The following is a 21,129-nucleotide window of genomic DNA, read 5'->3' on the forward strand; positions in this document are numbered from 1 at the left end:
TGCTACGTGTCGGCGCGCGCCCGCTCCTCGGCGGCCGCGAGCTCGGCCGGGAAGGAGTCGGCGAAGTCCTCGGGGCCCAGGATCTTGCGGAGCTCGACCTGACCCTCGCGCAGCGGTGAGCGCTTGACCCACTCGACGGCCTCCTCCATGGAGGCGACCTCCCAGATCGAGAACCCGGCGACGAGCTCCTTGGTCTCGGCGAACGGTCCGTCGATCACCGTGGGGCTCCCGCTGGAGTCGAAGGTGATCCGCTTGCCCTTGCTCGAGGGCTGGAGCCCGTCGGCGGCCAGCACGACGCCGGCCTCCACGAGCTGCTCGTTGAACTTGTCCATCGCCACGAAGTCCTCGGGGGAACCGAGCTCGCCGGACTCGGACTGCTCCGTCGCCTTGCCCAGAACCAAGACCTTCATCGTCGACTCCTTCGTTCCGCCCGGGACCGGCCCCGTCGGCCGGTCCCACTCTGGCTCGCCGATGCGTCGAACGGGAAGGGCCGGAATCGACACCGCCTACTCGAACGCCCCGACTGGATCGTGCCGGGCCGCCCGACGTGCCTGGAACCGGTGCAGGCTGCGCCCGATCGGCGGCAGCATCTGGAACACGCACAACGTGGCGAACATCAAGGTGTTCACGCCGACGAACAGGCTCAGCGCCTCGAACCACGTCGTCTGCAGGATCGAGGACGGCAACGGGTTCCAGCGACCGAGCGTCGGCAGGGCGAGCATCACCGGCAGAGCGAGCGCGGCGGCGGTGGCCGTCGGCCGCGGGACGTAGTTCCAGCCCGACTTCTTCCGGGTGGCGATCTGCGCCAGCGACACGATGAACGTCCACTGCAGGAACAGCGAGTACCCCAGCTCGATCACCAACGGTGCCGCCAGCACACGCCCGCGCCACCCTTCCGCCCACGCGGTCACCACGCGCTCCAGCAGGAAGATCAACCCGACGGCCGTCCACAGCGCCGACCAGCGGAACCCGTCCGCCGCCAGCAGCGCGATCGCCATGAGCAGCAGGTAGGTGTGGAGGGCGATGACGCCGTAGGCGAGCCCGACCTGCTGCCACCAGTAGCGGACGGTCGTGCGCGTGAGCCCGTACGCGCCGATGTTCTCCAGCGCGCCGCGCTGCCAGCGGTTGCGCTGCTTGCGCAGGTCACGCCACGTCGGCATGACCTCGGTGACGACGCGGCACTCCGACGGGGACGTCAGCTGCGCCCCGAGCGACTTCAACGCCAGGGTGAGCTCGTTGTCCTCCGTCATGGCCAGCGTGTCGTAGACGTCGCCGAACCTGCCGGGGATGAGGGAGCCCCTGGACTCCGCGATCGCGCGCATCGCGTACGCGCGGATCACCGACGCGGTGCCGGTGAGGACGAACACGTGGCCCTCGCGGCGGTCCAGCACGCGCTGGTAGCGGGCGAACTCGTTGCGCTGCATCTGCCCGAGGACCCGGCCGCCGTCCTCACCCGAGAACAGGCCACCCACCGCCATCAGGTCGGGGTCGTCGTCCAGCCGGCCCAGGGCGACCTCGAGGAAGTCGGACGTGATCGTCGAGTCGGCGTCCATCACCAGCACGACGTCCTGCGCGCCGGCCGTCGGCAGCAACCCGGCCAGCACCTGGTTGAGCGCGCCGGCCTTGGCCTCGGTGTTGCCGACGGTCTCGACGACCTCGACGCCGCGGCCCCGGGCGATCTGCACGGTCGCGTCGGTGCAGTTGTCCGCGACGACGATGATCCGTCCCGGCGGGCGGCGCTGGTCGATCAGCGACACGAGGGTCCGATCGATCACGGCCTCCTCGTTGTGCGCCGGGATCAGGACCGTGCACCGCACGAGGCCGGCGGCGTCCGCCTCGGCGGGGATGGCGGACAGCGGCCAGTCCGGCGGAGCGTCCAGGCCGAGCCTGCGCACGGCGGCAGTACCGAGGATGCGACGCCTCAGCTTCGCCGTGGCCATCGGCACCGGCTGCGCCAGGCCCCGACCGCGGGACAGCACGCGCATCGCGACGGCGGTCTGCTGGGCTGCCATCGCCACCAGGAACGAGGCGACCGCCAGGCCCACGCCCACGACGATGGTCGGTCGCGGTGCGGTCAGCCGGACGTCGACGGGGAGGATGGCGATCGCGAGCTCGGCGTCGGGGACGATCGGCGGCGAGCTGGTCGCGATCAGCCAGACCGCGCCGCCCAGGAGCAGCGCCGAGGCCAGCGCGAGCGCGGCCGAGGCCCACCCGAGCCGGGCGGCTCGGCGGTGCAAGGACTGCGCCGGCTGCTGTGTCATCGACCGTTCTGCCGCTCCGCCACCAGGACCAGGGTCGGCCCCTGCCCTCTTTTCCGGCAGCGTACAGCCGCGCCTCCCCGGCGAACCGGCAGTTCAGGGCCGACGTCAGGCGTGCCGCGCCCCACCCTCGACGTGGATCGTCTCGCCGGAGACGAACCCGGCGCCGAGCAGCCAGACGGCCGCCTCGGCGATGTCCGCACGCTGCCCGACCCGCCCGGCGAGGTTCGCCGAGGCTGCCGAGCCGAGGACCGCCTCCTTGGCGCCCGGCCCCAGACGGTCCCACGTGCCGGAGTCGACGATGCCGGGCGAGACGGCGTTGACCCGGATCGGCGCGAGCTCCGTGGCCAGGTGGGACGCCAGGAACGACACGGCGCCGTTGGCCACGCCCATGACGGTGTACCCGGGTGCGGGGTTCCACGCGGCCACGCCGGAGAACAGCAGGAACGACCCGGTCGACGGCATGGTCGGGGCGAAGTGCTTGGCGAGCAGGAACGGGCCGATCACCTTGGCCTCGAGGGCGGCGAGGATCCCCGCGCGCTCCAGGTCCGCGACGGGAACGTTGTGGCTCGCGGTGGCCGTGACGACGACGTGGTCGATCGGACCGAGCTCGGCGGCGGCCGCGCGGATGGTCGCCTCGTCGGTGACGTCGATGCGCACCGCGATCGCGTCCGGCAGCCCGGCTGCCACCTGCGTGGCCCGCTCGAGGTCGCGTGCCCCGATCACGACGGCGGCGCCGGCCTCCGCTGCACGGCGGGCCACCGCCTCGCCCAGGTGCTTCGCTCCGCCGATCACCAGGACGCGCTGCCCGGTCAGGTCCGTGCTCATGTCCGCTCCTCCGCGCGGCGGGGGTCGGGATCGCCGCGGGCGTCACGGTATGGTCTTGATACCGGTACCTTCAACGAAACCGCGGGAGCGTGGATGGGCACGGCGTACGACGTCATGGCGGCCACCTGCCCCAGCCGCACCGTGCTCCACCGCATCGGCGCGCGGTGGACGGTGTTCGTCGTCACCGCCCTCGCCGACGGGCCGCGACGGTTCACCCAGCTCAAAACGCACATCCAGGGCATCACGCCGAAGGTGCTCACCGAGACCCTGCGAGCGCTCGAGACCGACGGCCTCGTCGCCCGCGCCCAGTACGACGAGCACCCGCCCCGGGTCGAGTACTCGCTCACGCCGCTGGGCCGGTCGTTGTGCGGGCCCCTGCAGGCCGTGCGCGACTGGGCGGAGTCCCACGTGCCCGAGATCCTCGAGGCTCAGGGCCGCGCGGACGCCTCCTAGGCCGCGGCGAGAACCTCGTCGGCGCGCTCCGGGCTGCCCTCGGCCAGGCCCCGGTCGATCGCGCGACGGGACGCGAGCCACATCACGACGCCGACCACCAGCACCGCACCCTCGGTGAGGGTAAGCGCCCAGATGATCCCGGCCAGCCCGAACCAGAGGTTGCCCAGCAGCACGACGGGGATGAACAGCACGCCCTGCGTCACCGACATGACGGTCGCCGGCACCGCCCGCCCGGTGGCCTGGAAGAAGGAGGTGAGCAGCCCGGCGAACCCGTTGGCGATCATCGCGACGAGCTGGGCGGCGAGGATGGTGACGCCGACCGTGAGGACCGAGGGGTCGGCGACGAAGGCCGAGAACACCTGGTCGCGGAAGACGAAGACCGCCGTCGCGAAGAAGAGCGTGATGCCACCGACCGCGATCGCGGACACGCGCAGGGCCGACATCAGCCGCTGCCGGTCGCCTTTGCCGAACGCGTAGGCGAGCAGCGGCAGGACGCCGAGCGTGATGCCCATGACCAGGAACTCCGGGATCTGCGCGATGCGGACCGCGACGCCCATGGCCGCGAGCGCGCCGTCGCCGTACGCGACGGCGAGGTTGTTGAGCACCAGCGACGTGACGATGAGGAAGCCGGCCTGCAGCAGCTCGCCGATGCCCACCCCGAACACGGGCTTGAGCACGGCGGGCGACAGGGTGAACCACCGCGGCGCGAGGTCGACGTGCTCGCTGTGGCGCTGGAGCCAGACGACGAAGTAGACGACGACGCCGAGGTTGGCCAGGCCCATCGCGAGCGCCGCGCCGGCGACGCCCCAGTGCAGCCCGAGGATGAACACGACGTCGAGGACCAGGTTCGCGACGGTGGAGCCGATGAGCCCGACCATCACCTGGCGCGCCGCGCCCTCCGCCCGCACCAGCTGCTCGAGGCAGAAGGCGGCGGCGAGCACGGGGACGAACGCGAGCATGACGCCGACGAAGGCGCCGGTGGCCGGCACCGCCGGGGCGTCCGCGCCGAGCAACGACACGAGCGGGTCCAGGAACAGCAGCCCGAGGGCGCCGAGGACGGCCCCGGAGATGACCGCGCCCCACACGGAGAACGACGAGACGCGCTTGATCTCGCCGGCCTGCGCGGGGTCGTGCTCGGCCGCACCGAGCAGTCGGGAGATGAGCGCGCCACCGCCGACGCCGAACACGCCGCCCACCGCCATGACCAGGCCGAGGATCGGCGCGCCGAACGTGATCGCGGCGAGCAGCGTGGAGTCGTGCAGCGAGCCGATGAAGCCGGCGTTGATGAGGTTGTAGACGGCGCCGACGATCATCGCGGCGGCCATCGGCACGCACAGGTGCACGAGGGCGCGGACGATCGGTGCGGCGGAGAGGTACCAGCGGTTGGTGCCGACGGCGTCGGCCGTCACGGGGGGTTCGATGTCGACGGTGGTCATGGTTGCTCCTTGTCCGGGCAGGGTGGAGCGCACGCCGACTGACGTCGGCGCCGCGAGGTGGTCTGTGGGGGGCGCGTGCCCGGCTGTTACCGGGTCGGGCGCGGAAGCTGTGCGGTGATCTTGCTGAGCAGGGCGTGGAGAGCGGCTCGCTCGGTGTCGTCCAGCGGGGCCAGGATCGACTCGTCGACCTCGGCCATCGCGGAGTCGAAGCCTGCGATGAGCTGGGCGCCCTCGGGTGTGGCGTAGACGCGCTTGCTGCGCTCGTTGCCGGCATCGGTGCGGCGCTCGACCAGGCCGCGCCGCTCGAGTCCCTGCAGGAGGCTCGAGACGCTCGCCGGGCTGGTGCGCGTCATCTCGGCGATGTCGCGCTGGATGGCGCCGGGGTTCTGCACCAGGTACCCGAGCGCGAAGGCCTGCTCGTGGCTGAGCTCGCGCGCCCGGATCCAGTCGTCGCCGGCCTTGCGCTGGGCCCAGCCGATCCAGCGGACCAGCCCGAGGCTGGTGCTGAGGGTGTTGTCCGGTGCATCCATGGTCAGAAATCTAACTGTTCGATCTCTAACTGTCAACCCTCAAACTGTTTCAGCGCGGCCGAGGGCGTCGTCGGACGTCAGGAGGACCACGTTCCCGTCGGGGTCGTCGACCATCGCGGCGTAGGGGCCGGACGTCTGCTCCGGCGCCATCCGCCCGTGGTAGCCGGCGGCCGTGAGCTCCGTGTACTTGGCGTCCACCGCGGCGTCGTCACCGAGGTAGAACTCGAACAGCGTCCTGTACCCGCCGCCGGTGGGCAGGGCATGGTCGGCGTCGTACCGGGCCGCGAACACGGTGTCGAAGAAGATCGTCACGCCGCTCGCCATGCGGTGCAGGACGAACGGCTTCTCGTCCTCGCCCGGCGGGATGTCGAGCCCCAGGAGCCGGTAGAACCGCAGCGCTGCGGGCATGTCGCTGACGATCACCCCGAGCATGCTCAGCTGGATCTCCACGTCGCTCCCCTCGCAGACCGGGGGCGGAGAGCCCATGGGAAAGGGAGGGCACCGACTGCCCTCCCTTCTCAAGGTATAGAGCACAGGGGGGCTTGCGGCAAGGCCCCCGTCGCCGCGCAGAATCTCCGACCGTGACTCCCGTGACCACCAGTGCGTTCGACCTTCCCGACCACCTCGCCCGCAAAGCCGACCCGGCGTCGATCGGCCGCGACGAGCTGCACTTCGCCGCCATCGCGGCGAGCCTCGAGCAGCAGACCGCCGAGCTGTCCGACCGGCTCGACGCCGAGCGCAGGGCCCCGGGCCGCTCGGGCACGGCGGCGGTCGAGCGGGACCAGGAGATCCGTCGGCTCACCGCTCGCCTGCGCACGCTGCGGCGGTTCGGCCTCGACCTCTGCCTCGGCCGAATCGTCAGCGCCGACGGAGGCGAGCCCGTGTACATCGGCCGGCTGGGGCTCACGAACCGCGACGGGCGTCGGCTGCTGCTCGACTGGCGCTCCCCCGCGGCGGAGCCCTTCTTCGGGGCGACGCACGCGAACCCGATGGGGCTGGCGAGCCGCCGCCGCTACCGCTGGACCGGCGGACGTGTCGACGACTACTGGGACGAGGTGTTCACCGCCGACGGGTTCGACGGGAACGCCGCGCTCGACGACCAGTCCGCCTTCATCGCCAGCCTGGGCACCGACCGGTCGGACCGGATGCGCGACGTGCTCGGCACCATCGCGGCCGACCAGGACGCGATCATCCGCGCGGGGTCACGCGGCGCGCTCGTCGTCGACGGCGGCCCGGGCACCGGCAAGACCGTCGTCGCCCTGCACCGCACCGCCTACCTGCTCTACTCCGACCCGCGCCTCGGTCACCGCCGCGGCGGCGTGCTGTTCGTCGGTCCGCACCAGCCGTACCTCGACTACGTGTCCGACGTGCTGCCCAGCCTCGGCGAGGAGGGCGTGCGGACCTGCACCCTGCGCGAGCTCGTCCCCGAGGGGGCCGCGGCGACGGCCGAGACGGACCCGGAGGTGGCGCGCCTGAAGTCGACCGTGGAGATGGTCGCGGCCATCGAGCCGGCGGTCCGGTTCTACGAGAGGCCGCCGACGACGGGGACGGAGGTCGAGACCGCCTGGGTCGACCTCTGGGTCAGCGCCGACGACTGGGCCGAGGCGTTCGAGGCCCCGGAGCCGGGCACCCCGCACAACGAGGCGCGCGACCAGGTCCGGGACGCGCTGCTGGAGATCCTCCTGGACAAGGTCGACGACGACGACATCGAGCCCGAGCTGCTCCGCCGCGCGCTCCTGACCAGCAAGGACCTCAACACCACCCTCGACCGCGCGTGGCCGCTGCTCGAACCGACCGACCTCGTCGGCGACCTGTGGTCGGTGCCCGCCTACCTCCGTCTGTGCGCTCCCGGGCTCACGCGGGAGGAGATCCGCACGCTGCAGCGGGCCGACGCCCAGGCGTGGACCGTGTCCGACCTCCCGCTGCTGGACGCGGCGCGGCACCGGCTGGGCGACCCGGAGGCGTCCCGGCGACGTCGCCGGCAGGAGGCCACCCTCGCCGCCGAGCGGGAGTACATGAGCCAGATCGTCGACCAGCTGATCGAGAACGACGACACCGAGCTGCGCGTGATGCAGATGCTCCGCGGGGACGACATGCGCGACAAGCTGGTCGACGTGGCCGCGCTGCCGGCGGCCGACCCGGACGCGCTCGCGGGCCCGTTCGCGCACATCGTGGTGGACGAGGCCCAGGAGCTGACCGACGCCCAGTGGCGGATGCTGCTGGCGCGGTGCCCGTCCCGGAGCTTCACGATCGTCGGCGACCGCGCGCAGGCCCGGCACGGGTTCACGGAGTCGTGGCGGGAGCGCCTCGAGCGGGTCGGGCTCGACGGGATCGAGCTGACGTCCCTGAGCATCAACTACCGGACGCCCGAGGAGGTCATGGCGGAGGCGGAGCCGGTCATCCGCGCGGTGCTCCCGGACGTCAACGTGCCGACCTCGATCCGTGGCAGCGGCGTCCCGGTGGTCCACGGGCCGGTGGCCGACCGGGACGCGATCCTCGGCGCCTGGCTGGCGGACCACGCGACGGGTGTCGCGTGCGTCATCGGCGACCCGGACTACCGCGGGACGGCCCGCGTCCGGTCGCTGACCCCGGAGCTGGCGAAGGGCCTCGAGTTCGACCTGGTGGTCCTCGTCGACCCGGAGGCGTTCGGCACGGGGATCGAGGGCGCGGTCGACCGTTACGTCGCGATGACCCGGGCGACCCAGGAGCTGGTCGTCCTGACCAGCGCCTGACCTGCGCAGGAACGAGACGCGGTGCCGTGGCACCATCGCAGGATGACCGCCTCCCGGCATCTCAGCGTCCACATCGACCGACCCGTGGCCGAGGTGTACGCCTTCGCGTCCGAACCGGCCAACCTGCCCCGGTGGGCACCCGGCCTGGGTACCTCGGTGGTGCAGGACGACGGCACCTGGTTCGTCGAGACGTCGGAGGGTCGGGCACGGGTCACGTTCGCCCCGCGCAACGAGTTCGGCGTGCTCGACCACGAGGTGCTGACGCCGTCGGGCGAGGCGGTCTACGTGCCGATGCGGGCGCTCGCGGACGGCGGCGCCACCGAGGTCGTCTTCACGTTGCGCCGCTCTCCCGGGATGACCGACGACGAGCTCGAGCGCGACACCGGGTTGGTGACCCGCGACCTGGCCCGCCTGAAGGCCGTGCTCGAGGGCACCGAGCACGACGGCTGACCGGGTCAGCCGGTCGGCAGCACGGCCGCGATCGCGCTGACCTCGATGAGCGCTCCCGGCACGCCGAGCCCGGCGACCCGGGCGGCGGTGACGAGCGGCGGGGCGCCGTCGACGGCGAGCCGGGGACCGATGGCCCCGTAGGCCGCCGCGAGGTCGGCGTCCTGCGCGAGGAGCACGGTCCACTGCACGACGTCAGCCAGCGTCGCGCCGGCGGCCCGCAGCGCGATCTCCGCGTTGTCGATGGTGCGGACGGACTGCTCGGCGACGTCGTCCGAGACGATCGCACCGGTGTCGTCGACGCCGTTCTGGCCGCCGACGTAGATGGTGGTCGCGCCCGCAGGCACGACGGCGACGTGGCTGAACGCCGGGCTCCGGACGAGGCCGGCCGGTTGCAGGCGGGTGATCTCCATGCGATCCACCGTGGCACGCACCTCTGACACGCGCACCGAGGCTCAGCCCTGGGACGGAGCCCGCTCCGTCCCGGGGACCAGGTCCGGGGCCGCAGGAAGGGTTCCCAGGCCGACGCCGTGCGGCACGTCCGCGTCGCACGGTGGGTGCGTGACTCTCTACATCGGCCGGCTCCCCGAGCGCGTCCGCCGTCGCCGCGCCCGGCGGACCGGCATCGCTGTCGTGGCCGTGCTGTGCGCCGCGCTCGCGGTGAGCGCCTACGCCGTCGTCAGGTCCGTCGCACCGCCCCACGGTCTGGACCCGGAGCTCGCGCGGCGGTTCGAGGCGGCGCAGGAGGCGGCGGCTCGCGACGGCGTGGAGCTGACCCTGACGTCGGGCTGGCGTTCCGCGCAGGAGCAGCAGGAGCTCGTCGACGCGGCGGTCGCCCGCTACGGGTCGCTGGAGGAGGCGCACCGGTGGGTGCTCCCGCCGGGGGCGTCCGCGCACGTGCAGGGCCTGGCGGTCGACGTCGGGCCGACGGCCGGGGCCCTCTGGCTCGAGCAGCACGGCGTCGAGCTCGGCCTGTGCCGGGCGTACGCGAACGAGGCCTGGCACTTCGAGATGCTCCCCGCCGGCGCGACGGCGTGCCCACCGATGCACGCGGACTCGTCGGGCGGCTGGGTCAGCGGCTGAGCGCCGTCTCCTCGGCCAGCCGCGTCATCTTGTGCGGGTTGCGGACCGCGTAGATGCGCGCGATCCGGCCGTCCTCGATCACCAGGCTCATCACCGTGTTGAGCTCGCCTCCGACGTGGACCTGGGCCGCGGGACCGCCGTTGACCCAGGCGGGCGTCGACACGAAGTCGCCCGTGATCGTCGCCAGGCCGGCCAGGAACGCGGCCACCTTGTCAGCACCCGTCACGGGGCGCCGTGTCGCGTCGACCACGCCGCCGCCGTCGGCCACCACGACCACGTCCGGCGCGAGCACGTCCAGCAGCCCCTGCAGGTCACCGTCGCGGACTGCGGCGAGGAACCGCTCGACGACGGCCGACTGCTCGGCCCGGCTCACCTGCTGCCGGGGTCGTCGCGCGGCCACGTGCTCCCGGGAGCGGTGGGCGATCTGGCGCACGGCGGCGGGGGTCCTGCCGACGGCGTCGGCGATCTCGTCGTACGGGGTGTCGAACACCTCGCGCAGCACGAACACCGCCCGGCCGGTGGGGTCGAGCGTCTCCAGCACGGTGAGCATCGCGAACGAGACGCTCTCCGCCAGCTCGACGTCCTCGGCGACGTCGGGGCTGGTCAGGAGCGGTTCGGGCAGCCACTCGCCGACGTAGTCCTCGCGCCGGCGCGCGAGCGTGCGCATCCGGTTCAGCGACTGCCGGGTGACGATCCGGACGAGGTACGCCCGCGCGTCGCGCACCTCTGCCCTCGCCCCGGGGGAGAGGTCCGCCCACCGCAGCCAGGTCTCCTGCACGACGTCCTCGGCGTCGGCGGCGGAGCCGAGCATCTCGTAGGCCACCGTGAACAGCAGGCTGCGGTGCGCGACGAACGGGTCCTCGCTCATGACCGGGACGCTACGCGGCTCGGCGGGGCCAGCGGCGGGAGGTCGCAGGAGGCGGCGAACCCCTCCGCCTCGATCCCCAGGGCGGAGTTGGTCCGGGAGTAGAGGTTGGCCAGTGCGACCCACGAGGTGAGCTCCACCAGGCCGGGCGCCCCGAGCTGGTCGAGCAGCCGCGCGGAGAGCTCGTCGGTGACGGTCGGCGGCGTCAGGGTCATCGACTCGGCGTACCCCAGCACGTCGCGCTCGAGCGGCGTGAACACGGTCGACTCCCGCCAGCGCGGAACCTGCTGAGCCTTGACGAGGTCGAGTCCCTCGTTGTGCGCCTGGAAGTACCCCAGGTCGAGGCACCACGAGCAGCCGACCAGGGAGGCGACGGCCATGTGGGCGTACGACTTCAGGTCCTCGGGGCAGGCGTGCCACCTCGCCGACTTCTGGCCCAGCCCCAGGCTGAACTTCAGGACGGCAGGGTTGTTGCCCATCACCCCGAGGGCCTCGGGCACCTTGCCGAACATCTTGGTGCTGAACCTCTTCACCAGGGCCCCGTACAGACCGGTGATCTCGGTGGCGGGGACCCGCGTCGTGCTGGTCATGGTTCCTCCTCGTGCGCTGGTGTCGGACACAAGACACCGGCCGCGGAGGATCTGTGACAGCTACCGCACGACGTCGTAGAACAGGTGCGCGGCGTTGCGGGTGATCACGGTCGCGGACTCGTCGAGGAGCAGGGTCACGCGCGTCCCGGGGGACAACGGCGATCCCGCGCCGAGGAACAGCGGGGCGACGTGCAGGTGGAGCCGGTCGACGAGGCCGTCGCGCAGGGCGGACGCCCCCAGCTCGCCGCCGCCCATGATGACGACGGCCTTGTCGCCCGCCACGGCCGCCGCCTGGTCGACGGCGTCGCGCAGACCCGTGGTCACGATGGTCATCCGGTCGGTGAGCCGGACGTGGTCGGGGGCGTGATGGGTCACGACGAAGCACGGCAGCGGCGCGGCCGGGTCGCCCTTGTCGGCCCCGTAGTGCCGCTCGTCGTTCCAGCCGTCCGGGGCGTCGACCACGTCGAAGGTGTGCCGGCCCATGACGACGGCGCCGGTGACGGCCTCGCCCCGGGTGAGCAGCTGCTCGTCCTGCGCGGTCCGGTCGCCGATGGCCCACTCGTGCAGGACCAGACCGTCGTCGCCGAGCCCGTTGCCCGGCCCCGCGTTCGGGGCCGTGACGAAGCCGTCGAGCGAGATCGTGATGTCGAGGATCACCGCCATGAGCGGGTTGCCTCAGCCGCGCAACGGCCGGCCGCGGGCGTCCCGGGCGAACCGGCCCCGCCGCATCGACAGGTACAGCAACCCCTCGACGAACCCGCACACGGCCATGACCAGCGCCGCCAGCCCGAGCGTGAAGAACCCGGCGACGACGGTGATGGCCAGCATGCTCAGGCCGCGCCGCCAGTAGCCGAGGTACATCCGGTGCAGGCCCAGGCCGCCGAAGAACACGCCGAGCAGCCCGGCGGCGACGCGCGACCGCTGCCACGTCGGGAGCACGATCCGCCTGCCCTGCCACGGTGTCTGCCGGCTCTGCCACCGCCACTGCTGCCCGTGCCACGGCCACTGCGTGCCCTGCCAGGGCCACTGCCACGGGACCGGCTCGCGGACCGGCGGCGGCACGGCGTCCTGCACGTCCGGGATCGGACCGGGCGGGTAGCGCACGGTGCTGGAGAGCGGCTGGAACAGCGGGTCGGGCGCGCGCTGCGGTCGACGGGTGACGACGGGGCGTTCGAGCAGGTCGTCGATCGTGTCGGTCACCAGGACCCCCGCTGGTCGCGCGCCACGGGTTGCGGCGGTTGGTTCGAGCGTAAGCCCGCGACCCGGTGACGTCGACGGGGCGGCCGTCCTAGGGTGATCGTGCAGCGCTAGCGAGGGAGCCGCCATGTCGTCCAAGGGGTCGGGCGCCGGGGGCGGTGCCGTCTACGGCCTGGGGCTCATCGGCGCGGCTGTCTTCTACTTCGCGCAGGCCGACACCTTCTGGATGTTCGTGCTGGCCATCCCGAAGGCCCTGATCTGGCCGGCGATCGTGGTGTACGAGCTGCTCAAGAGCTTCTACGGGGTGTAGGGCTCGGGCCGCGACGCGAACAGGTTGAGCCCGAGCGCGCCGGAGAGGTACCGCGTGGCCAACGTGCCGCGGACGCTGTTACCGGCCGCGTCGAGCCGGGGCGAGAAGGTGCTCAGGCTGCCCTTGCCCGGCGCCACCGTCACGATGCCGCCCGAGACCCCGCTCTTGCCGGGCAGCCCGATGGTGAACAGCCACTCGCCGGACCGCTCGTACAGACCGCTCGTGGCCAGGGCGGCGAGCACGTACCGACACACCGACGGGTCGACGACGCGCTCGCCGGTCACGGGGTTGACGCCGCCGTCGGCCAGGGTGGCGCCCATGACGGCCAGGTCCTGGGCGGACACCAGCAGCGAGCACTGCCGCGTGTAGACGTCGGTGGTCTCGAGGGGGTCGCGCGCCATGCGGCCGTAGCTCTGCAGGAGCCGCGCGATGGCCTGGTTGCGGCGGTTGTGCGCGGCCTCGGAGGCGTACACGTCGTCGTCGAGGGTGAGCGGGTGGCCGGCGAACGCCGACATGCCGGCCTGCACGAACGCCCACTGCTCCTCGGCCGTCGCACCCGGCACCAGGCTCGTGGTGGCCAGGGCGCCCGCGTTGACCAGCGGGTTCATGGGGCTTCCGCCGTTCAGCTCGAGCGCCATCACCGAGTTGAAGGGCAGGCCCGTGTTGTTCACGCCGACGGCGTCGAGCACGGCCTCGGGGCCCAGCGCGTCGCAGACGAGCGCGAAGACGAACGCCTTGGAGATGGACTGGATGGAGAACTCGTGCCGGAAGTCCCCGACGCTGTGGGAGGCGCCCGTCACCGACACGATGCTCAGCCCGAACAGCTCGGGGTCGGCGTCGGCGAGCGCGGGGATGTAGTCGGCCACGGCGCCGTCGTCGACCCCGGCGTACCGGTCGTGCGCGTCCTGCATGAGCCGCTCCACCAGCTCCTCCCGGGGCAGGCGTCCGGTGGAGATCAGCTCGGTGTCGTGGAAGTCGTCGCTCACGTGCTCATATCAGCACACACGGGGCGCTCCTACGGTCGCCGGGCGACCGCGATCAGGTGCGAGCTCAGGCCGAGCAGGCTCGGCTCCGACTCGATCGTCCGCGCGGCCTCGACGACGACGTCCCGGTCGGCCGGGCGGCCGTCGTCGTCGAACACCGGCGCCAACGACCTGATCCACGCGCCCATGCCCTCGACGCCGACGGTCTCCCGGTGGTCCAGGCCGGCCTCGGTCGCCTCGCCGGCCAGCTCCTCGGGCCGGTGGAAGTACGCGGTGGTGAACCAGCGCGGGTCCGCGGTCGGGTTCTCGTGCGCGCCGGTGGCCAGGTCCTGCGCGACGATCGCCCGGAACGCGGGCTCGAACAGGTAGGCCTGCGCGAGGCCGTCGAACAGGGACGCGAAGCGCGAGATCCCCATGGCGACCACGACGCCGCCGGGCACGACGACCCGCGCCGCCTCGCGCCAGGTGGCGAGCCGGTCGGCGTGGTCGGGGAGGTGGTAGAGCGGGCCGAGCAGCAGGACGGCGTCGACGGACGCGTCGGGCACCGCCAGCGCCCTGGCGTCGCCGACCGACGCCGTGAACCCCGCGCGGCCGCCCAGGCTCTCGGTCGCCCGGGCGACGTGGCCGGGGAGCAGGTCGACCAGGTGCACCGTGTGGCCGTCGTCGAGCAACCATTCCGCGTGCACGCCAGTCGCCCCACCGACGTCGAGCACCCGCGAGCCCGGCGCGAGGTGCCGCCGGACGATCTCCTGCACCCGGGCCAGCTCGAGGCGGCCGAGCCCGCGACGGAGTCGCTGGTCCTCGTCGATGTCGGTCTCGTAGTGCTCGTGGATCCGTGGCTCCTCCATCGCGACAACCTACGAGCCGGTCTCCCGTCGCTGCACCCGGATATCCTCGCGACCATCGACGAGAGGCGAGGTGCCGTGGAGGACGACGGGCTGAGCGAGGGCGATCTCGCACCCACACCGCTCCAGCAGGTGCGCCGCTGGGTCGCCGACGCGGAGGCCCGGCAGGCCGAGCACGGCGACGTCGCCGAGCCCACCGCCCTGTCGGTCGCGACGGTCGATGCCGACGGCCGGCCGAACGTGCGGACCGTCCTCATGCGCTTCCTCGACGCGCGGGGACCGGGGTTCGTCACGAACCTGGGGTCGACGAAGAGCCGGGAGATCGGCGCGACGGGCTCCGTGGCCGCCGCGCTGACGTGGGCGGCGATGTACCGGGCGATCCGGTTCCGCGGGCGCGCGGTCCCCGTGGGCCGGGACGAGGTCGCCGCCTACTTCGTGTCCCGCGCCTGGGGTTCCCGGATCAGCGCGTGGGCCTCCGACCAGTCGCAGCCGATCGCCGACCGCGCGGCGCTGGTCGCCCGGTACGAGCGGTACGCGGCGCTCTACCCGGACACCGGCTCTCCCGACGACGTCCCCGTCCCCGACGGCTGGGGCGGGTGGCGGATCGACTGCGACGAGGTCGAGCTGTGGGCCGGGCGGCGCGACCGGCTGCACGACCGGCTGGTCTTCACGCGGGTCGCCGCCGGTGACCTCGACGCTCCCGACGCCTGGGCGGTGCACCGGCGCCAGCCCTGATATCCGGTCGACGGCACCGGTTCACGCTGCCATCGTCGGCGGGATGGACCAGGAGCAGCTGTGGGACGCCGAGACCGCGCGCGAGTACGACACGCCCGGCACCGGCATGTTCGCGCCCGAGGTGCTGGGCCCGACAGTGGACCGGCTGGCCGCGCTCGCGGACGGCGGGCGGGCGCTCGAGCTCGCCATCGGGACCGGCCGCGTCGCCGTGCCGCTCGCCGAGCGCGGGGTGCCCGTCGTCGGTATCGAGCTGTCGCGACCGATGGTCGACCAGCTCCGCACCAAGGTCGACGAGGCGACGATCCCGGTGGTGGTCGGCGACATGGCGACCGCGACCGCGCCGGGCGAGTTCCGCCTCGTCTACCTCGTCTTCAACACCATCGCGAACCTGCTCACGCAGGACGAGCAGGTCGCGTGCTTCCGCAACGCCGCGCGCCACCTCGTCCCCGGCGGCCGGTTCGTCATCGAGCTGTGGGTCCCCGAGCTCCGGAAGCTCCCGCCGGGCGTGCAGGCGACGGTCTGGAACGTCGAGCCCGGCTACATCGGCCTCGACACGTATGACGTCCTGCACCAAAGGGTCGTCTCGCACCACTTCCGGTTCGGCGACGGCCGCGAGGCGCGACTCGGCCGCACGCCGCACCGCTACATCTGGCCCTCGGAGCTCGATCTCATGGCGCAGCTGGCCGGGTTCACGCGGGAGAGCCGGCACGCGGACTGGTCGGGCGAGGAGTTCACGGCCGACTCGCGTTCCCACGTGTCGGTCTACCGGCTGCCGGGCTGATCGGGCGGCGGCGCCGTCGAGCCCCGCACGACCAGCTCGGTGGCCAGCTCCATGTGCAGCGCCTCGACCTTGTCCCCGGCCATGAGGCGCGCGAGCAGCGTGACCGCCGTGCGGCCCATCTCCTCGAGCGGCTGGCGCACGGTGGTGAGCTCGGGGGTGGTGGCGCGGCTGACGTCGATGTCGTCGAACCCCGTGATCGACAGGTCCCCCGGCACGTCGAGACCCCGAGCCTGAGCGGCCCGCAGCGCGCCGACGGCGATCTTGTCGTTGAAGCAGACGAGTGCGGTCGGCCGGTCGGGCAGGTCGAGCAGGTGGCCGGCGGCCTCCAGCCCCTCCTCGAGGGTGGGCGGGACCAGCCGGATCAGCGCCGGGTCGGACAGGATGCCCGCCTGACCCATGGCGGCGTGGTGGCCCGCGAGGCGGTCGCTGCCGGCCAGCCACTCCTGAGGCCCCGCGATGACGCCGATCCGGCGGTGGCCCAGCTCCAGCAGGTGGGCCGTGACGCGGCGGGCGCCGGTGACGTGCGCGGCCGAGACCGACGCGAGGTCGTGGGGTGGCCGGGTGCGCGGGTCGACGACGACGAACGGGAAGCCCCGCCGGCGCAGCGCGAGCAGCTCTGCCGGATCCTCGGGGGGCAGGACCAGGATCGCGCCCGCGGCCCGGCCCGACAGGGATGCCAGCGGGTGGCTGTGCTGCGAGGCCTCGCCGGCGTCGAGGTGGACGACGCGGTCGTGCAGCCGCAGGGTCTCGGTCACCGAGGAGACGATCAGCCCGAAGTAGTCGCTGAGCACGTACGGGCACCGGACGAACACGGGCCCGGTGCGGGTGGCGGTCCGGCGGGGCATCACCACGGCCGGGGCGCGGGCGGCGATCGCGGCCTCGACCGTGGCGCGGGTCCCGGGCGCGACGCTCGGGTGGCCGTTGAGCACGCGGGAGACGGTCGCGATCGAGACCCCGGAGTCGGCCGCGATCTGCCGGACCGTGCTGTGCGTCGGCGTCGTCGCCACCTGTTACATCCTGTTCCATCGCCGCGAGCGGTTGACAGCCTGCTGCGGGCGGCACATGGTGAGTGCGGATACGTGCGGATCGTCCGGTTGTTACAGAGTGTTACACGGCAGCGTCGCCGTGGACAAGACGCTCGACGAGGAGCTCGCGATGAGAAGAACAGCACTCTCCCTGGTGGCGGTCGCCGGCCTGGTGGTCGGCCTGGCGGGACCCGCGTCGGCTGGGGACGCCGATCGTGGCGGAGCCGTCCAGGCGCAGGTCTGGGTCACGACGCCCGACCGCGCGGAGCTGCTCCAGCAGCGCGACCCGGTGACCTTCGAGAGCGGCGGCAGCGACCTCACGACGATCGTCGTCGACCCCACGCAGCGCTTCCAGACCATGGACGGGTTCGGCGCCTCGATCACCGACTCCTCGGCCAGCCTGCTGTCGGCACTCACGCCGGCGCAGCGTGACCAGGCGATGCGCTCGCTGTTCGACCCGACGGACGGGATCGGCGTGAGCTTCCTGCGGCAGCCGGTCGGCTCGTCGGACTTCACCGCGGAGGCCGCGCACTACACGTTCGACGACGTGGCGCCGGGCGCCACGGACTTCCCGCTCGAGCACTTCTCGATCGCGCACGACGAGGCGCAGATCCTGCCGCTGCTGCGCGAGGCCAAGCGGCTCGACCCGGAGCTGAAGGTGATGGCCACGCCGTGGAGCCCGCCGGCGTGGATGAAGACCGGCGACTCCCTCGTCGGCGGCCGGCTGAAGGACGACCCGGCCGTCTACGACGCCTACGCGCGCTACCTGGTGAAGTTCGTGCAGGCGTACACCGCGGCCGGCGTCCCGATCGACTTCCTCAGCGTGCAGAACGAGCCGCAGAACCGCACGCCGGACGCCTACCCCGGCACGGACATGCCCGTCGCCCAGCAGGAGAAGGTCATCCTCGCGCTGGGACCGATCCTGAAGAAGGCCAGCCCGCGCACGCAGATCCTCGGGTACGACCACAACTGGCAGACGCACCCGAACGACGCCGCGAACACGCCGCCGGGCGAGGACCCCGCCACGGACTACCCGTACCAGCTGCTGTCCGGCCCGGCCGCCAAGTGGATCGCCGGCACCGCGTACCACTGCTACTACGGCGACCCGAGCGACCAGACCGCGCTGCACGAGGCGTTCCCGAAGAAGGGCATCTGGTTCACCGAGTGCTCCGGCTCGCACGGTCCCACGGACACCCCGGAGCAGATCTTCCGCGGCACGCTCACCTGGCACGCCCGCACGATCGCCATCGGCACCACCCGGAACTGGGCGCAGTCGGTGGTCAACTGGAACATCGCCCTGCGCGAGGACGGCACCCCGCACCTCGGCGGCTGCGGGACCTGCACCGGGCTGCTGACCATCGGCGACGACGGCACCGTCCGCACCGACGCCGAGTACTACACGATCGGCCACCTGGCGAAGTTCGTCCGGCCCGGCGCCCAGCGCATCGCCTCGACCAGCTTCGGCACCACCGGCTGGAACGGGCAGATCATGGACGTCGCGTTCCGGAACCCGGACGGCTCCACGGCACTCGTCGTGCACAACGAGAACGACGACCCCCGCAGCTTCGCCGTGGCGGTCGGCGACCGGTCGTTCGAGTACACGCTGCCCGGCGGTGCCCTGGCCACGTTCACGTGGCCGGACTCCCGGTCGCTGCGGGACGTCCCGCGCCAGCTGGACCTGTCCGGGGCGACCGCCACGGCCAGCCTCGCGACCGCCGACGCGGGCCTCGCGGTCGACGGCGACGCCTCCACGCGCTGGTCGAGCGGGGCCGCGCAGGCGCCGGGCCAGTCGCTGACCGTCGACCTCGGGCGGCCCACGCTGTTCCGGCAGGTGGCCGTCGACTCCGGCGACAACCTCGGCGACTTCGCGCAGGGGTACCTGCTGGAGACCAGCCGGGACGGGCAACGGTGGACCACGGCCGCGGAGGGTCAGGCGACCGGTCAGCTGACCACCGTGACCGTGCGCCCGACGCTCGCCCGCTACGTGCGGATCACCTCGACCGCGAGCGCGGGCAGCTGGTGGAGCCTGGCGGACGTGCGGCTCTACCGGTAGGCACTCCCGGGCCTCGGTGGCCAGACTTGGCGCATGCGATCACGGATCGACGGCATGTGGTGGGGGCTGGCCATCGAGGCACCGGACCCCGAGGCCCTGGCGGGGTTCTACTCGGCGCTGCTCGACTGGCCGATCGGCCACCAGGAACCGGGCACCTCGATCCTGCAGGCGCCGGGTGGGGCGACGTTCATGGTCGTCCAGCAGGCCGACGGGTACCGGGCGCCCGTCTGGCCGCCGGTCGAGGGTGAGCAGCGGCCGATGATGCACCTCGACTTCCAGGTGGGCGACCTCGCGTCGGCCGTCGAGGACGCGGTCGCGCTGGGCGCACGCGTGGCCGACGCCCAGTTCCAGCCGAACGTCCGCGTGATGATCGACCCCGCCGGGCACCCGTTCTGCCTCTGCCTCGACGAGGACTGAGCCTTCTCGACCCTCAGACCTCGTAGCTGGCGAGGATCGAGCCGTTCGGCCCGACCTCGACGTGGGTGGAGGTCAGGGTGACCGGGCGCAGGGGCGACCCGTCGACGATCGACGGCGTGCCCAGCCCGCCGACCAGCGCCGGGATGGTCAGGACGTGCAGCTCGTCCACCAGGCCGGCGCCGAGCAGCGCGGCGTTGAGCCCGCCGCCGCCCTCGGACACGACGCACTCCGCGCCGAGCACCTCGCGCAGCCTGACCAGGGCGGCCGCCAGGTCGACGCGCTGCTCCCCGGCGACGAGATACGGGATGGCGCGGCGTTGCAGGTCGGCGAGGTAGGCCGCGGGGGTCGCCCGGCACACCAGGACCAGCAGGCTGGTCTCGTCGTCGCCGGTGAACGTCCACGGCACCCGACCCCGGCCGTCCACCACCGCGAACCACCGCGGCGTGCGCCGCGGCACGAAGTCGGACCAGAGGTCCTCGTCGGACGCGGGCAGGTCCACCGGGACCGGCGTCGTCGGGGACGAATGTGCCGCTGCCCTCGAGGACCACGGTCGGACGGTGCCGCTCGATCGCCGCGGCCCGACGTGCGACGAGCGCGTCGGCGTCGGCGGGCCAGAGGGCCTTCCAGCGCCGGTCCACCTCGTCGTCCAGCAACCGCTCGTCGCGGCTGAGGGTGATCCGGCCGTCGACCGTCGCGGTGACGGACACGATGACGCGCGGGCGGGTGGCCATCCCGGGACGGTACGGCCACCCGCCCACACGGCTCAGAGCTCGCGCAGGACCTCGCGGGCGAACTTCGCGGTGTGCTCGTGCAGGTCCTCGATGCGGCGCTGCACGAAGCCGGCGGGGTCGTCGCCGCCCTCGATGATGGTCGGCTTGCGCCGGACGTTGCTCGAGCAGTCGAAGCGGGTGCAGATCAGGGTGCCGATGGTGTCGCCGTTGCGTCCGGGGGAGCCGGCGCGGCGGGCGACGTACATCGAGACGTCCTCGGTGGCGTAGACGTCCTCGCACCAGGCGCACACGGCTCGCCGGCGCTTCGCGGCACCTTCGGGCGACCGCAGGGTGACGCCGACCAGCGAGTCCTCGACGGGGAGGACGACATACGCGCGCAGGGGCGCCTTGCGGTCGATCCACCCGAGGTAGTCCAGACGGTCCCAGCGCAGGTCCGCCAGGTCGGGGGGCAGGGTCAGCTGGGCGGCCTCACGCTTCGAGCAGTTCACGAAGGAGGCGCGGACGATCTTCTCGGTCAGGGGGTTCATGGGTTCGGCTCTCGTGCGACGTGGGAAGGGGATCGGTCCCCGCGCAGGCATGCCGAAGGAGTCGCCGTGAGGCGTCAGGCGTGCCGAGCGGGCGTCCGGTGCATGCCTGAGCAGGCCTGGACGGCCGCCCCGCTTCCCCGCTGCATCGTGGTGCGCTCCGTGGTCGACGGCCGGGGGCTCGTCCCGCGGCACAGCTCGACCCGATGGTGCGCTCCCGCCGACTCCGGAGTCAAAGCGATACGAGGTGGACTGCAACCGACGAGTTGCGCGTGCTCTTCGGTTGTGCAACTCTCGTGTTGCATC

25 protein-coding genes are annotated in these 21,129 nt (G+C 72.8%); 9 read left to right on the forward strand and 16 right to left on the reverse strand.

Annotated elements, in window-relative coordinates; all coding sequences use genetic code 11:
- Positions 1 to 2: 2 nt before the first annotated feature.
- From AC1DWH_RS11875 to AC1DWH_RS11885, 3 genes are all read right to left on the reverse strand, one after another.
- Positions 3 to 410 carry a YciI family protein gene (locus tag AC1DWH_RS11875; RefSeq protein ID WP_456846460.1) on the reverse strand — a complete coding sequence of 136 codons (408 nt, stop codon included), beginning with the start codon at positions 408 to 410 and terminating at the stop codon, positions 3 to 5.
- Between the two features lie 96 nt (positions 411 to 506).
- Entirely contained in the window at positions 507 to 2,261 is a 1,755-nt protein-coding gene (locus AC1DWH_RS11880; protein WP_477093840.1) for a glycosyltransferase family 2 protein, read from the reverse strand.
- A 105-nt stretch (positions 2,262 to 2,366) separates the two neighbouring features.
- Positions 2,367 to 3,086, reverse strand: a complete 720-nt coding sequence (locus tag AC1DWH_RS11885; RefSeq protein WP_477093841.1) for an SDR family oxidoreductase — start codon at positions 3,084 to 3,086, stop codon at positions 2,367 to 2,369.
- Positions 3,087 to 3,179: 93 nt separating this feature from the next.
- On the opposite strand from AC1DWH_RS11885, the gene AC1DWH_RS11890 reads away from it, so the two are divergent.
- A complete protein-coding gene (locus tag AC1DWH_RS11890; RefSeq protein WP_456843831.1) occupies positions 3,180 to 3,539 on the forward strand; it encodes a winged helix-turn-helix transcriptional regulator in 360 nt (119 codons plus the stop codon).
- Here the strand turns inward: AC1DWH_RS11890 and AC1DWH_RS11895 are convergent.
- The 3 genes from AC1DWH_RS11895 to AC1DWH_RS11905 form a co-directional block, all read right to left on the reverse strand.
- On the reverse strand, positions 3,536 to 4,975 hold the full coding sequence (locus tag AC1DWH_RS11895; protein ID WP_477093842.1) for an MATE family efflux transporter: 1,440 nt from the start codon (positions 4,973 to 4,975) through the stop codon (positions 3,536 to 3,538). The two genes, AC1DWH_RS11890 and AC1DWH_RS11895, sit on opposite strands and share 4 nt — an antisense overlap.
- 86 nt (positions 4,976 to 5,061) lie before the next feature.
- The gene (locus tag AC1DWH_RS11900; RefSeq protein WP_456843829.1) at positions 5,062 to 5,505 is read right to left on the reverse strand and encodes a MarR family winged helix-turn-helix transcriptional regulator; all 444 of its coding nucleotides are present in this window, start codon (positions 5,503 to 5,505) and stop codon (positions 5,062 to 5,064) included.
- Positions 5,506 to 5,544: 39 nt separating this feature from the next.
- A complete protein-coding gene (locus AC1DWH_RS11905; protein WP_477093843.1) occupies positions 5,545 to 5,955 on the reverse strand; it encodes a VOC family protein in 411 nt (136 codons plus the stop codon).
- Between the two features lie 131 nt (positions 5,956 to 6,086).
- Here AC1DWH_RS11905 and helR point away from each other — a divergent pair, with 131 nt between their 5' ends.
- Together helR and AC1DWH_RS11915 are read left to right on the forward strand one after the other, a co-directional pair.
- The gene (gene helR, locus AC1DWH_RS11910; RefSeq protein WP_477093844.1) at positions 6,087 to 8,237 is read left to right on the forward strand and encodes an RNA polymerase recycling motor ATPase HelR; all 2,151 of its coding nucleotides are present in this window, start codon (positions 6,087 to 6,089) and stop codon (positions 8,235 to 8,237) included.
- A gap of 42 nt (positions 8,238 to 8,279) precedes the next feature.
- On the forward strand, positions 8,280 to 8,687 hold the full coding sequence (locus AC1DWH_RS11915; RefSeq protein ID WP_477093845.1) for an SRPBCC family protein: 408 nt from the start codon (positions 8,280 to 8,282) through the stop codon (positions 8,685 to 8,687).
- A 5-nt stretch (positions 8,688 to 8,692) separates the two neighbouring features.
- On the opposite strand, the gene AC1DWH_RS11920 is transcribed toward AC1DWH_RS11915, so the two are convergent.
- Positions 8,693 to 9,097: a RidA family protein gene (locus tag AC1DWH_RS11920; protein WP_477093846.1), complete on the reverse strand. Its 405-nt coding sequence runs from the start codon at positions 9,095 to 9,097 to the stop codon at positions 8,693 to 8,695.
- A 148-nt stretch (positions 9,098 to 9,245) separates the two neighbouring features.
- On the opposite strand from AC1DWH_RS11920, the gene AC1DWH_RS11925 reads away from it, so the two are divergent.
- Positions 9,246 to 9,767 (forward strand): M15 family metallopeptidase, encoded by a 522-nt coding sequence (locus AC1DWH_RS11925; protein ID WP_477093847.1) that lies wholly within the window; start codon positions 9,246 to 9,248, stop codon positions 9,765 to 9,767.
- On the opposite strand, the gene AC1DWH_RS11930 is transcribed toward AC1DWH_RS11925, so the two are convergent.
- From AC1DWH_RS11930 to AC1DWH_RS11945, 4 genes are read right to left on the reverse strand one after another with little or no spacing between them, the layout of a single operon-like run.
- A complete protein-coding gene (locus tag AC1DWH_RS11930) occupies positions 9,757 to 10,635 on the reverse strand; it encodes an RNA polymerase sigma-70 factor (protein WP_477093848.1) in 879 nt (292 codons plus the stop codon). The two genes, AC1DWH_RS11925 and AC1DWH_RS11930, sit on opposite strands and share 11 nt — an antisense overlap.
- Positions 10,632 to 11,222 (reverse strand): carboxymuconolactone decarboxylase family protein, encoded by a 591-nt coding sequence (locus AC1DWH_RS11935; protein ID WP_477093849.1) that lies wholly within the window; start codon positions 11,220 to 11,222, stop codon positions 10,632 to 10,634. The genes AC1DWH_RS11930 and AC1DWH_RS11935 overlap by 4 nt, the downstream gene beginning before the upstream one ends.
- 60 nt (positions 11,223 to 11,282) lie before the next feature.
- Positions 11,283 to 11,885, reverse strand: coding sequence for a dihydrofolate reductase family protein (locus tag AC1DWH_RS11940; RefSeq protein WP_477093850.1), 603 nt, complete (start codon positions 11,883 to 11,885; stop codon positions 11,283 to 11,285).
- Between the two features lie 12 nt (positions 11,886 to 11,897).
- A complete protein-coding gene (locus tag AC1DWH_RS11945; protein WP_477093851.1) occupies positions 11,898 to 12,422 on the reverse strand; it encodes a TM2 domain-containing protein in 525 nt (174 codons plus the stop codon).
- Positions 12,423 to 12,546: 124 nt separating this feature from the next.
- On the opposite strand from AC1DWH_RS11945, the gene AC1DWH_RS11950 reads away from it, so the two are divergent.
- The gene (locus tag AC1DWH_RS11950) at positions 12,547 to 12,729 is read left to right on the forward strand and encodes a hypothetical protein (RefSeq protein ID WP_477093852.1); all 183 of its coding nucleotides are present in this window, start codon (positions 12,547 to 12,549) and stop codon (positions 12,727 to 12,729) included.
- Here AC1DWH_RS11950 and glsA read toward each other — a convergent pair.
- Both glsA and AC1DWH_RS11960 read right to left on the reverse strand, forming a co-directional pair.
- Positions 12,717 to 13,715: a glutaminase A gene (glsA, locus tag AC1DWH_RS11955; protein WP_477093853.1), complete on the reverse strand. Its 999-nt coding sequence runs from the start codon at positions 13,713 to 13,715 to the stop codon at positions 12,717 to 12,719. The genes AC1DWH_RS11950 and glsA overlap by 13 nt on opposite strands.
- 29 nt (positions 13,716 to 13,744) lie before the next feature.
- Complete coding sequence (locus tag AC1DWH_RS11960) at positions 13,745 to 14,560, reverse strand: class I SAM-dependent methyltransferase (RefSeq protein WP_477093854.1); 816 nt, start codon at positions 14,558 to 14,560, stop codon at positions 13,745 to 13,747.
- Positions 14,561 to 14,614: 54 nt separating this feature from the next.
- Here AC1DWH_RS11960 and pdxH point away from each other — a divergent pair, with 54 nt between their 5' ends.
- Both pdxH and AC1DWH_RS11970 read left to right on the forward strand, forming a co-directional pair.
- Positions 14,615 to 15,292, forward strand: a complete 678-nt coding sequence (pdxH, locus tag AC1DWH_RS11965; RefSeq protein ID WP_477093969.1) for a pyridoxamine 5'-phosphate oxidase — start codon at positions 14,615 to 14,617, stop codon at positions 15,290 to 15,292.
- 43 nt (positions 15,293 to 15,335) lie between these two features.
- On the forward strand, positions 15,336 to 16,073 hold the full coding sequence (locus tag AC1DWH_RS11970; protein WP_477093855.1) for a class I SAM-dependent methyltransferase: 738 nt from the start codon (positions 15,336 to 15,338) through the stop codon (positions 16,071 to 16,073).
- On the opposite strand, the gene AC1DWH_RS11975 is transcribed toward AC1DWH_RS11970, so the two are convergent.
- Positions 16,055 to 17,080 carry a LacI family DNA-binding transcriptional regulator gene (locus AC1DWH_RS11975; protein ID WP_477093856.1) on the reverse strand — a complete coding sequence of 342 codons (1,026 nt, stop codon included), beginning with the start codon at positions 17,078 to 17,080 and terminating at the stop codon, positions 16,055 to 16,057. The genes AC1DWH_RS11970 and AC1DWH_RS11975 overlap by 19 nt on opposite strands.
- A 118-nt stretch (positions 17,081 to 17,198) precedes the next feature.
- Between AC1DWH_RS11975 and AC1DWH_RS11980 the strand changes: the two genes are divergently transcribed.
- Together AC1DWH_RS11980 and AC1DWH_RS11985 are read left to right on the forward strand one after the other, a co-directional pair.
- Positions 17,199 to 19,151 (forward strand): discoidin domain-containing protein, encoded by a 1,953-nt coding sequence (locus AC1DWH_RS11980; protein WP_477093857.1) that lies wholly within the window; start codon positions 17,199 to 17,201, stop codon positions 19,149 to 19,151.
- A 33-nt stretch (positions 19,152 to 19,184) separates the two neighbouring features.
- Positions 19,185 to 19,568, forward strand: coding sequence for a VOC family protein (locus AC1DWH_RS11985; RefSeq protein WP_477093858.1), 384 nt, complete (start codon positions 19,185 to 19,187; stop codon positions 19,566 to 19,568).
- 13 nt (positions 19,569 to 19,581) lie between these two features.
- Here AC1DWH_RS11985 and AC1DWH_RS11990 read toward each other — a convergent pair whose 3' ends face one another.
- Positions 19,582 to 20,067 carry a RibD family protein gene (locus AC1DWH_RS11990; RefSeq protein ID WP_477093859.1) on the reverse strand — a complete coding sequence of 162 codons (486 nt, stop codon included), beginning with the start codon at positions 20,065 to 20,067 and terminating at the stop codon, positions 19,582 to 19,584.
- A 264-nt stretch (positions 20,068 to 20,331) separates the two neighbouring features.
- Positions 20,332 to 20,826 (reverse strand): FBP domain-containing protein, encoded by a 495-nt coding sequence (locus AC1DWH_RS11995; protein WP_456843809.1) that lies wholly within the window; start codon positions 20,824 to 20,826, stop codon positions 20,332 to 20,334.
- Positions 20,827 to 21,129: the final 303 nt, after the last annotated feature.

Source organism: Cellulomonas sp. P2_F12 (genome assembly GCF_056403775.1).